The sequence below is a fragment of the Rhizobium rhizoryzae genome, from assembly GCF_011046895.1.
Lineage (GTDB): Bacteria > Pseudomonadota > Alphaproteobacteria > Rhizobiales > Rhizobiaceae > Neorhizobium > Neorhizobium rhizoryzae.
On sequence record NZ_CP049249.1, the window covers coordinates 970,308 to 982,097 of the forward strand.

The window sequence follows — 11,790 nt, forward strand, 5'->3', positions numbered from 1 at the left end:
CCATGAGCGCAGTCACTGCAGAAATCGGCGCGCCTGTTCTCGTCCCCGTCGCAAAATCCCCTGGCTTCTGGAGCAATGTTCTGCGTCGGCTCGCCCGCGATCCGGTGGCCATGATTGCTCTGGCAATCATTGTCATTCTGGTTCTTATCGCGATTTTCGCGCCTTACATCGCACCATACGATCCATCAAAGGGCAGCGTAATCCGCCGCCTGAAACCGATTGGAACGCCCGGATATCCTCTCGGCACCGATGAGTTGGGCCGAGATATGCTCTCCCGCCTGATCCACGGCGCTCGCCTGTCCTTGATCATGGGCGTGATCCCGGTGCCGATTGCTTTCATCATCGGCTCCACCATTGGCATCATCGCCGGCTATGCTGGCGGCATCGTCAACACGCTTATCATGCGAACGATTGACGTATTCTACGCCTTTCCATCCGTCCTTCTCGCGGTGGCATTGTCGGGCGCGCTGGGATCGGGTCTGACCAATGCGCTCGTTTCGCTGACTGTCGTCTTTATCCCCCAGATTGCCCGCGTTGCAGAAAGCGTCACCACCCAGGTGCGCAAGCTCGACTACGTGGATGCCGCCCGCGCATCGGGAGCTTCCGCAGCAACGATCATTCGCGTTCATGTTCTGGGTAACGTACTTGGGCCGATCTTCGTTTTCGCGACCAGCCTGATTTCCGTCTCGATGATCCTCGCATCGGGCCTCTCCTTTCTGGGCCTGGGCGTAAGACCGCCCGATGCGGAATGGGGTTTGATGCTCAACACGCTTCGCACCGCCATCTACAGCAATCCGTTTGTGGCAGCGCTTCCCGGCGTGATGATTTTCATCACCTCCATTTGCTTCAACCTTTTCTCCGACGGGCTTCGTACAGCCATGGATGTGAAATCATGATCAACCTTGTCGGAGAACCCACACATCTCCTTCCCGTGGGCGAGAGGGGCGGTCCGGCTCAGCCTCTCATTTCCGTAAGGGGCCTGCTGAAGCATTTTCCGGTCAAGGGCAGCGGCTTCCTGAAGCCGAAAAAAGTCGTCCACGCAGTGGATGGCGTGAATTTTGACATCCTGAAAGGCGAAACGCTGGGTGTTGTGGGTGAGAGCGGCTGCGGGAAGTCAACCACCGCCCGCCTGCTGATGCAGCTCATCACGCCGGATCGCGGAGAAATCCTGTTCGATGGTGAGACGGTTGGCGAGACGCTACCGCTCTCGGAATACCGGCGTCAGGTGCAAATGGTGTTTCAGGACAGCTATGCCTCCCTCAACCCACGCCTGACGATCGAGGAATCCATCGCGTTCGCGCCCCGCGTTCATGGCGTTCCGGCCGCCAAAGCCATAGCAAGGGCTCACGATCTGCTGCACCGGGTAGGACTTGAGCCGGTTCGGTTTGCCGGACGCTATCCGCACGAATTGTCTGGCGGTCAACGCCAACGCGTGAACATTGCCCGCGCTCTGGCACTGGAACCGCGTCTGGTCATTCTCGACGAAGCGGTCTCGGCTCTGGACAAGAGCGTGGAGGCACAGGTTCTCAATCTGCTGCTGGACCTCAAGCGCGATTTTGGCCTGACCTATCTCTTCATCTCCCATGACCTTAACGTCGTCCGCTTCATGTGTGAGCGAGTGATGGTGATGTATCTGGGAAAGGTGGCGGAGATCGGCGAACGCGATGCCATCTTCGAACGGACTCGCCATCCTTACTCGTCCGCCCTGCTGGCCTCGATGCCGAAAATGGACCCCGGTGAGAGGACGCTCGAACCGCCTCTTTCCGGAGATCCGCCGAACCCTATCGATCCGCCTGCGGGCTGCCGCTTTCATACACGCTGCTCCTTCGCGGAAGATATCTGTCGCCAGACCCTTCCGCCCCTCGCCCGCATCTCTGGCGCACAATCCGCAGCCTGCCTGATGGCCATGCCGAATTCAGGCCATAGCGGCGCACCGGTACAAATGGAGGCATGACCTGATGACCGATCCAATGATCGATATCCGTAACCTCTCCGTGACATTCAACCGCGGACGAAAGCCGGTCAAGGCCGTCAACGGTGTCAGCCTTTCGGTAAACAGTGGCGAGGTTGTTGCACTTCTGGGAGAGTCCGGATCGGGCAAGAGCGTGACCATGAGATCGCTTCTCCGGCTCCATCCGAAGGGAACCAGCATAGAGGGGTCCATGCGCGTGGCAGGCAAGGACGTGACAGAACTTTCTGCGCGCGAACTCGCAGACTATCGCGGTGCGACCGTTTCCATGGTGTTTCAGGAGCCGCGCCTTGCGCTCGATCCGGTCTACACTCTCGGTCAACAGATTGAGGAAGCGATCATGCGCCACGAAGGCGTCTCCCGACGAGAGGCAGCTTCGCGGGCTCTTGGGCTTTTCGAAAAAGTCCGTATCCCCTCCCCCGAGCGAAGACTTATGAACTACCCGCATGAAATGTCAGGCGGCATGCTGCAACGCTCGATGATCGCCATGGCGATTGCCTGCAATCCGAAGGTTCTGCTTGCAGATGAACCGACGACGGCGCTCGATGCGACTGTCCAGATCCAGATTTTGCTGCTGATCCGCGAGCTACAAAAGGAATACGGGCTATCTGTCATTTTCGTAACGCACGATATCGGTGTTGCCGCGGAGGTCGCTGACCGGATCGCAGTCATGTATGCCGGGCGGATCGTGGAAGAAGGCAAGGTGGCCGACGTCATCCAGAATCCGAAGCATCCCTATACGAGAGGTTTGCTGGGCGCGCGCGTCGAGCTCGCACACGGACGCGACCGGCTGATCACCATCCCCGGCGCGCCTCCGGACCTCGCAGCCCTGCCGCCGGGCTGTGCATTTGCGCCACGTTGTGCAGAGGCCGCCGCACAGTGCCTCACCGATGTGCCTCGCTTGACAGCGATCGACGGTACGGCAAGTGTCGCCTGCGTAAGATACGCCTAGACGATCCTCGCCATGCCCCAAATCACCTTGATCAATCCGAATACATCGCAGGATACCACGGCGATGATGACGGAAATCGCGCGCAAAGAGCTTCCGCCGAGCTTCAGTGTCGAGGGAAGGACCGCTCGCCACGGCGTTGCCATGATCCTGAATGCGTCCCAACTTGAGGATGCTGCCGAAGAGACAATCTCGATCGGGCTTCTGGCATCAGCGAAAAGCAATGGCCTCATCATTAGCGCCTTCGGAGATCCGGGACTGCAGAAACTGAGAGCCGGATGCAGCATCCCGGTCGTTGGCATTTGCGAAGCGAGCATGATGGAAGCCACCATTGGAAAAAGGCGCTTTGGAATTGCCACGGTAACGCCGGAACTGGTTCCAAGTTTTGCGGCAAAGGCGGATGCCTTGGGTGTCGCCAATCGCTACACCGGAACCCGGCTGACACCGGGCGATCCTGTGGATCTGGCCGGATCTCCCGAGCGGCTGTTTGAAGCGCTGGAGAAGGCTGTGAGGGAGTGCGTTGAACTGGACGGTGCCGATGTCGTCATTATAGGCGGGGGCCCTTTGGGACAGGCCGCCCACGCGCTCCAGAAAGCTTTGGCCGTTCCCGTCATCGCCCCTATCGGATCGGCTGTCCGCTCTATCGTTGCCGAGATCACGAAACGCGCCGCTCCCGCAGAACATCCAACATAGACCTTGCGGCCGCTCGAATTGAGCGGGAAGATCCTGTGCAACGGCAGTATGGAGCGCGGATGCCAAAAGATCGATCTTTTCTTTTCAGGGTAAGGGAGGCCTTACCTGAACTGCGCCCTGCCGAACGACGTCTGGGTGAATTCGTTTGTGACTTTCCGGGCGAACTGGCCAGCTATTCTGCTCAGGAACTGGCATTGCTTGCCCATGTCTCCAAGGCGACGGTCACCCGTTTCATCCAGCGGCTGGGCTATGCCAACTATGAAGAAGCTCGACGCCATGCCCGGATAGACAAGCAGAGTGGATCGCGGCTTTTTCTGAACAGGGCTGAGGAACCGGGGAGACCGCAAACGATAGAAGCGCATGTTGCGCAAGCCATTTCCAACCTGGAAACGACATTCCTCACCATCTCCGAAAGTCAGATCGAGGCTGCGAGCCAGGCGATGATGACAGCCCGCAAGGTATGGGTGCTCGGGTTTCGCAGCAGCTTTCCCTTCGCCTCCTATCTGCAGTGGCAGTTGACGCAAGTTCTGGAGGAGATCGTTGCCATCCCCGGCCCTGGCCAGACACTTGGGGAACACCTTGTGAGTATCGCTCCCGATGACATGGTCGTATTCTTCGCGTTACGCCGCAGGGTGGCGCAGGGGGAAAACATTCTCGCGCATATTCGGAAGACCAAAGCACAGCTTCTCTATATTACCGATGAAAGTGCCCAGTTCGAGAGCGGGCCGACATGGCATTTTCAGTGCCAGACGCTGGCACCAGGGCCTCTCTTCAACCACACGGCTGTCATGACGCTCTGCCATCTGCTGATCACCCGCTGTCTTGAAAAGGCCGGCGTCGAAGGCAGGAAGCGCCTGCGGCAGATCGAGACGTTAAACGAAAAGCTCGATGAGCTGTAGGATCGAAACCACATCAGCTCGAAACTTCAAATTGACCTTTGGCATCGCTGTACGTGATGCTCTGTGTTGCATCGGATGCCGAAAAGCTCAACGTGATGGGAGGCTGCACGGTCACCCCCTCAGCGAGACTGATGTCACAAGTCGCGGAAGATGGGGGAAACGCATAGGTCGGCACTGCCATTCCGACTGCGGCATTTGACATGACCGTGACCATGATGTCGTTTGTTGGCCAGAAGGTCGCCAGACCTTGAACGAGAAGCGACATCGCGGTGGTAATTGCCAGTGATTGCGTTTGGCTGTTCACTGTGAAGGTATTCGCCAATCCAGTCGTGATCGTACTGCCAGAAGCATTCGTCAGCTGTACAATACTTTGCGCGCCTGCAGCTCCGGCGGAACTGATCAGACTTCCATTGAAGGTATAGGCATTTCCGAGAACAGCGCTCTCCCAGGAATTGATAGGGACGACCTGATTTGTCGAAAGCTGCGTCGATGACGTGTAGACCGTGAGGGTATCGGACCAGGTCACCTGAATGTTCATGAGCGGTGCAGTCAGGACTGCAACGACCTGATATTGGGATGAGGCTTGCGGCACGAGAATGGCAACTGAGCCACCCGTTGTGCTAAGCGCCTGGATTCCATCGACATCGAAGGCGATGTTCAGCAGGAAGTTTGTCACGCGTTCTCCTAATGGTAGAGGTGGCCGACCCCTCCCCCGAGAGATCGGCCACCAGCCCTGTAAACCCTCTGCCCGAAATGCCAGGTTTTCCGAGCAGGAAGCTCTAAAGCGTCAGGAAGACACTTTACCAGGACAGGGTCAGGTTATCGGGACCGGGCGCGGGTGTCGTATTTGACACCTTAACGCTCCGGCCACCGACGTTATAGGTATGGATCTCGCCCAACGGGATGACGTGCGGCTCAGGCTCTCCTTCGCCAATCGCGATGGTGTAGGGCGTCATGACGCCCGTCACCTGGAGTGGTCCCCGAACCTGCCCTTCCCTCAGAAAGGCAGACTGCCTGCGCGGCACTGTTATGACCGATAGCATGACCGATACCTCAATCCATTGATGCTTCGATTGCCGCCTCAGCTCATGATGAACTGATTGTTCTGGTCGTTATATGCGACGCTCGCAGTGGAGTTGGTGGTATAGGTTACCGTCAGTGCGTTGCCAGCAACCTGCGAGATGACGATACCGTTGTTCGAATAGCTGGACGTATAGATCTGAATCGTCTCGATCGGCGTGAAGATCGCCTGCTGATTGAAAAGGATGCCAACAGCGCAAATCGGAGCGGAAAGCGCCGCGCCGTTGACCGTCGCACCCTGTACGAGACCGCCGGTCACCATCGCCACGTTGTTGATCTTGAGGTTCGGATCGCCGTTGTTGATCTCATACTGCGTAGTACCGACAGATCCGGGGACACCCGCATCGAAATATCCAGCAGTGTTGAGGTTATAGCTGCTACCGGCAATCGCTGTTGCCTGCGAGCTGGTGATGATCTGGGCACCAGCCTGGGCATTGGTCGTCGATGCGTAGACCGAATACTGCTCCGTCCAGCTGACCACGTTGTTGAGCTGAGGCTGGAAAGTGATCCATGCGGTCTGGAGGCCACCAGCTGATTGCTTTGCAATCGTAACGCTCTGCCCTGCCTGGCTCAAAGCCTGCAGACCTGCCTGATCGAATGCAATATTGAGAGTATAATTTGGCATGGTAATATCCTTATCAAGACTTATGTTGGCGGTATGGGGAGGACTCCCAGGCGTCTCGTCATGAGCTCCTCCCCGTTGGTGGCTGCATTCCTTTAGATCAATCACTATGAATCAACCTAAAGGTTTTTTATTTGGATATGCAACCTGAAAGAGAAGCTAGAGGTCTTCTCTGACGGTTTCTTCTTCGTCAGTCATCCTGACGTTTGCGTGCTTCATCTCTTCGGTATTGAAGGGGTGATTTGCCGAAATGACGCTTGAACGCCGTCGCGAAGTTGTTCGGCGATGGATAGCCAAATTCGGCTGCGATTTCGGTGATCGAATCCATGCTTCGCATCAGACGGTAGGCTGCACCTTCCAATCTGAGTTTCCGTTGCCAGGCGAGAGGCGGAAGTCCGAACTCCTGCTTGAAAAGGCGGTTTATGGTGTTGTGGTTGCTATGGAAATTTCTGGCTAGCGACCGGACAGATACAGTCCGCTGCGGATCCTCGCTCATGAAGTTGCAGATGCGTTCTACAAGTGGGATGGGCGAGAAGCGGTGATATCCTCCTTCATGAGACCAGATCCCGCAACGACCGAGAATCCGAACGCTTAGTTCGTCCGGCGTTAGGGGCCATGCGATGAAGTCGGTAAATCCGGACGCATAGGTTGTTTCACGATTGGCCAGCGCGGGGGGTACGAGAGCTAGATTATGGACATTCGACGAAACCTTCGTGGGGAATTCGTGTCTGCAGTCGAAGATAGCAAAACCCCAGGACCTTGCCTGGTTCTGCGGTTCTCCGTGGTATAGCTGCAAGCCATTCAACGACTGGATTGCAGTGGTGATGATCCCCACGAGATTCTGGTCGGTCGAATGAATTTCGAGCGCGATGGAGGTTCCGGTAATTTTGTGAGTGAAATAGATTGAGTGCATGTTACTACCAAATTGCTGTTTAAACAATTTCTGGTAGCAGATTAGTTGTACTACTCTCGATAGCTGGAATCGATCAAATTTATCACTGGTTGCAATTTGCCGTTCTGCACATATGGAAAATCCGCTGCCACAGGGTGACAGCGGATAGAATAGGTCCGGTGAGAAAGACTGTCATGCGTCTCTCTAATCGCTCTGAGGTCGGCTCAATCGCCCGGCGCTTTGAAAAAGCCATAGAGTTTGCCGGGATTGCCGCGCCAGATGGAATTCTTCTCCAGAATTTCACCCTTCATGATGAAGCAATCCAGATCCGCAGTAGAACCTTCCTGCATGACGACGCCATAGTGAATGAACGCGCCTGTGGCCAGGGTGCATCCGTTGCCGATACGGATATGGTCTGATTTGAATGCCCCCTCCTCCAGAGAGTGAGCCTGGATGACACAACCTTCGTTCAACGTTACATCGTCACCAATTTGGACCAGCGAACGCTCGGTCAGATTCGCGCCGCCATCATAGACGCGCTTGCCCATTTTGACGCCAAGCGCTCTCAAGATCATGGGCCTGAATGGTGTTCCCGTAAACAGGTTGGTGATTGGCGAGTCCGCCAGTTTCCAGTGCCGTTCATGCCGCCAGAACGAGATATCATAGATCGTTGTCATGTTCGGCTTCAGAGGGCGGAAACGCAGGCTTGCCCATTCGATGAAGATGTGCAGCACAACGGTGACCCCGGCAGTCAGGACGACAGCGCCGAACAAGGCGAGGTGCCCCCAGTCTGTGTAGTAGTTCAGCGCGCGATCCCAGATTGCGAGCGTTGAAAACAGCATGATCCATTGAACCGCAAAGAATGTCAGGCCCGTTGCCGCATTGTGCCTGTTCTTCCTCGGCAGTTGCGCGCGTCGCTCGGCCTCGGTGACCCCTTGGATCAGGTCGACATCGCGTTGAACGATACGGGGGATTTCGAAGGGTGGGGAACCCAACAGTCCTGCATTCTCGCGCATCGGGCCATCAACCGGGATCATGACCTTGGTTCCGAGAAGAACATTCTCCCCCGTGCGGCCATTCGGCGGATAGAAGATGTTGTTTCCAAGGTAGTTGCGTTCACCAATCTTGGTCTTTTCCAGGCGGAACGCGGTTGCAGACTTGTTGACGTTGATCATGTACAGACCGTCCGAAACCATTGTCCCGGAGCCGATCTCGCAAAAAAGCGGGTTATCCTGCTGTTGATTGCTGCCAAAGTTGGAACCGGTCTGAACCACCTTGTTCAGTTTCCATCCAAGAGCTCGAATGTAATGAACGATGGCGGAGCTGTCGCCAAAAAGAAGGTTGAGCAATCGCGCATTGGTGACAACTTCAACAATGGACTGAAGCCAGAAATGGAAACCATAGAGCTTGTAGGTCCGGTTCGGTCGCAAGACGAAGCTGAATAAACGAGGCAGAATGAGCGCGGCAGCCAATAGACCCGCGAACAAGGCAACCAGCGTTACGGTCGTGCCAATCGCCACGACGCCGATGGATTCCTGGTAGTCGTCGGAAACATTCTGCCAATAGCTGTGGAACCACAGCGGGATAGGAGTGACAAAGACGAACAGCGTAATGACCTGGACGATTTCGTACAGAATACGGCGGGTCGTCGAAATTTGGACCGGAGGAACGGGGCAGTAATTGGCAGTCGTCTGGCTGGCAGGAGAGCCGTGCCAATGCTGATCATCAGGTATCCGCTGCCCCCTCAGGAGCGAGGAGGCATGGCCGAGTTGCGACCGATTACCAATACTCGTATCGATGTCGATCATGCAGCCCATTCCCACAAAGGCATTATCGCCAATCGAGATAGGGCCTGTGTGAATGTATCCCGACTGCGCGCGATAGCCCATGAGCATGGACTCCTTCCGCAGGATGGAATTGTCACCAATCGAAATGAGGTCTGTACAGACAGGAATTGAGCGGCATTCGATCGTCGTATTGTCGCCCAGACGGGCACCTAGCAAACGCAGGTAGAGGCTGTAGAGCGGACTTCCTCTGAAAAGGACGACAGGTGCCGTTTGTATGAGCGTCTTGACGACCCAGAAGCGGTAATATCGCAAACTCCAGATGGGGATGCTTTCTGGTTTCCAACGTCCGATCAGCAGCCACTTCATCAGAATCGCAAAGCCGGACATACCGAAGAAGATAGCAAGCGATAGAAGCGCGCATCTCGCATAGAGCTGGGCGGGATCATCCAGCTTGTCATAGACCCAGTTCAATCCACGATTTAGCAACCATAGATCTACATATGCATAGAGTCCATAGAACAGGAGTTGCGCCGCGCCACAGGTCCAATAGGCGAGATTGCTGGCTCGGTGAGGGGGATAGGTTTCCTCAACCGCGGCAACCTCCTCCTCTGGTCCCTTGAGGTGTTGCGCCAAACTTGCAACAGAAGGATGCATGTAGATGTCGCGCATCGAGGTGGTGGCCCACTCTTTGCGCATTCTCAGCTTTGCGCAAAAGCGCGCCAGAAGGAGAGAGTTGGCGCCCAAATCGTCGAAGAAATGATCTTCGATCGAATTGACCTTCATGTTCAGCGCTTCCGACAGCGCATCGGTGATGAACTGTTCTTCATCGTTTGATGGAGGAACATGCGGCCGTTCCTTGCTAACCCTCAAGCTCACGGGCCGCGGCAACTTGCGCGTATCGACCTTGTCGGAAACCGTCATTGGCAATGCCGGCAATTCCTCAAGAAAAGATGGTACCATATAGTCTGGCAGCCGCTTTCGCAGCTCTGCGGCAATGGCGCTCCGAGACATCGGATCGACGCCGGACTTGTATGCATAGTATCCGACGAGCTCCACCCGCCCTGGCTCGATCTCCCAGGTGGTCACGGCAGCCTGTGCGATGGACGACTGCTCCAGAAGCACCGACTCAATTTCGCTCAGCTCGATGCGATAGCCACGGATCTTCACCTGAGTATCGATGCGGCCGTGATATTCGATATCGCCTTGTTCATTGATCCGGCCGAGGTCACCTGTCCGGTAGATGCGATGAGAGGGATTGTTCGGCAGTCCAATAAAGTCGGGAATGAATTTCTGCTCGGTCAGATCCGGACGGTTGAGGTAACCAACAGCAAGTCCGATACCAGCAATACCGATTTCACCCAAGTCTCCCGGAGAAGCAAGCTCGGGAAATTCCGGGTCGAGAAGGACGATTGAGTATGTGGGTAACGGCTTTCCGATTGTGACCGGATGATCAGGAGACAGATAGCACATCGTCGCTGTGACGGTGGCTTCCGTCGGCCCATAGGTGTTCAGGATCTGCCGATCGGGACGCCACCATCGCTGCACCAGATTTTGCGGACAATGCTCCCCCCCAACCAGAATAGCGCGAAGTGACGGAACATCGCTCTCGATGGATGACAGGAGGGTTGGTGAGCACGCCATGCAGGTGATTTCGTTGGCACGGAGGAATTCTGCCAGTTCCTCACCGACAAGCGTCATACGGCCGGGTGCCGGCACAATGGTCGCACCGGCGGCGAAGGGAACCCAGATCTCCTCTGTGGAGAAATCGAAGGCAATCGTCATGCCCTGATAGATGCGGTCTTGCGGGCGATAGCCGTAAGCATCGGCTGCAACGCGCACGAAATTGCAGATGCTTCGATGCGCTACAGCCACCCCCTTTGGGCGGCCTGTCGTGCCTGAGGTATACAGAATGTAGCACAGATCATCGAGGGCTGGACTAACTTCAACCGGCGTAGCCTCGAACCTGGACAAATGCTCGCGGTCGAGCGCGACGACGAGATGGGGTACGGACAAGTTCCTCGCACGATCAGCATAGGCCTCCATCGTCACAAGGAGATTGACATTGGCATCCTCCAGAATGAGTGCCATGCGCTCATCGGGGAAGGCCGTCGCAAGCGGAACAAAAACCGCACCAGCCTTTATAATGGCGAGAATGATGATGTATGTTTCAGCTGAGCGATCAACCAGAAGCGCCACGCGGTCGCCCGGCTTCACATTTTGCTCCATCAACATGCGCGCAAACTGATTGGCGCACGTATCGATCTCCGCATAGGTCCACTGGCGGCAGGCATCGATGACCGCCACTGCATCGCCGCCGGACACGGCGCGTTCCGCAAAGATATGCTCGAGCCTCTCGCCATGCCGGGACGGGGTGGGAGATACTGGACCAAAAAGGATCGGGGCATTCTCTCCGACGTCGGAAAGGACAAGTCCGCGCAAATGTGTCCCAATCAAATTCATAATGTCCACCTGCCTACGCTGCGCCACCGCTGATCATATTTGAGGAGACGGTATTACCGGTTCAGGACTCATAATGATTGCAATGAATTCTTGCAGACTCTCGCCTATTCTAGAGCTGCGCCACACCTATGTTTCGGGGCGCCCGGTTCGGTCAAGACTTCTGTTTGGTTCGCCACTTTTTTTTGCATAGTGTGCTAATTCTTCAGCAGATCGACCAAGATCCTTTTACACATGCCCCGATTCTGACCTTTCGTTTTCACACATTAGCCAGCGCTTCAGCGGAACGAGATATCGGTAGATCCCATCATCAGATGTAGACCTCGACCAAGGCTTAAACAATGAGGCTATGGGTCATGTTCCCCGCGGGGAACTACGACCGAAGGCGAGCTATAGCGAGTTCCCCGCGGGGAACTATTGCCCATTCACCCCCGCTCCGAAT

10 protein-coding genes are annotated in these 11,790 nt (G+C 55.9%); 5 read left to right on the top strand and 5 right to left on the bottom strand.

What is annotated here, in order from left to right:
- The first annotated feature begins 2 nt into the window (after window positions 1-2).
- From G6N80_RS05285 to G6N80_RS05305, 5 genes are read left to right on the top strand one after another with little or no spacing between them, the layout of a single operon-like run.
- Window positions 3-896, top strand: a complete 894-nt coding sequence (locus tag G6N80_RS05285) for an ABC transporter permease (protein WP_062557118.1) — start codon at window positions 3-5, stop codon at window positions 894-896.
- Window positions 893-1,954, top strand: coding sequence for an ABC transporter ATP-binding protein (locus G6N80_RS05290; RefSeq protein WP_165131832.1), 1,062 nt, complete (start codon window positions 893-895; stop codon window positions 1,952-1,954). Before G6N80_RS05285 ends, G6N80_RS05290 begins: the two co-directional genes overlap by 4 nt.
- A 4-nt stretch (window positions 1,955-1,958) precedes the next feature.
- Window positions 1,959-2,921, top strand: coding sequence for an ABC transporter ATP-binding protein (locus G6N80_RS05295; RefSeq protein WP_062557116.1), 963 nt, complete (start codon window positions 1,959-1,961; stop codon window positions 2,919-2,921).
- Window positions 2,922-2,933: 12 nt separating this feature from the next.
- Window positions 2,934-3,611: an aspartate/glutamate racemase family protein gene (locus G6N80_RS05300; RefSeq protein ID WP_165131835.1), complete on the top strand. Its 678-nt coding sequence runs from the start codon at window positions 2,934-2,936 to the stop codon at window positions 3,609-3,611.
- A gap of 59 nt (window positions 3,612-3,670) precedes the next feature.
- Window positions 3,671-4,510 carry a MurR/RpiR family transcriptional regulator gene (locus tag G6N80_RS05305; protein ID WP_062557114.1) on the top strand — a complete coding sequence of 280 codons (840 nt, stop codon included), beginning with the start codon at window positions 3,671-3,673 and terminating at the stop codon, window positions 4,508-4,510.
- Window positions 4,511-4,523: 13 nt separating this feature from the next.
- On the opposite strand, the gene G6N80_RS05310 is transcribed toward G6N80_RS05305, so the two are convergent.
- The 5 genes from G6N80_RS05310 to G6N80_RS05330 all read right to left on the bottom strand — a co-directional run bounded on the left by G6N80_RS05310 (window position 4,524) and on the right by G6N80_RS05330 (window position 11,351).
- Complete coding sequence (locus G6N80_RS05310; RefSeq protein WP_165131838.1) at window positions 4,524-5,186, bottom strand: hypothetical protein; 663 nt, start codon at window positions 5,184-5,186, stop codon at window positions 4,524-4,526.
- 124 nt (window positions 5,187-5,310) lie between these two features.
- A complete protein-coding gene (locus G6N80_RS05315) occupies window positions 5,311-5,553 on the bottom strand; it encodes a hypothetical protein (RefSeq protein ID WP_062557112.1) in 243 nt (80 codons plus the stop codon).
- Between the two features lie 38 nt (window positions 5,554-5,591).
- The gene (locus G6N80_RS05320) at window positions 5,592-6,215 is read right to left on the bottom strand and encodes a hypothetical protein (protein ID WP_062557111.1); all 624 of its coding nucleotides are present in this window, start codon (window positions 6,213-6,215) and stop codon (window positions 5,592-5,594) included.
- 187 nt (window positions 6,216-6,402) lie between these two features.
- A complete protein-coding gene (locus G6N80_RS05325; protein ID WP_165131841.1) occupies window positions 6,403-7,125 on the bottom strand; it encodes a helix-turn-helix domain-containing protein in 723 nt (240 codons plus the stop codon).
- A 203-nt stretch (window positions 7,126-7,328) separates the two neighbouring features.
- Window positions 7,329-11,351, bottom strand: coding sequence for a Pls/PosA family non-ribosomal peptide synthetase (locus G6N80_RS05330; RefSeq protein ID WP_165131844.1), 4,023 nt, complete (start codon window positions 11,349-11,351; stop codon window positions 7,329-7,331).
- Between the last annotated feature and the right edge of the window lie 439 nt (window positions 11,352-11,790).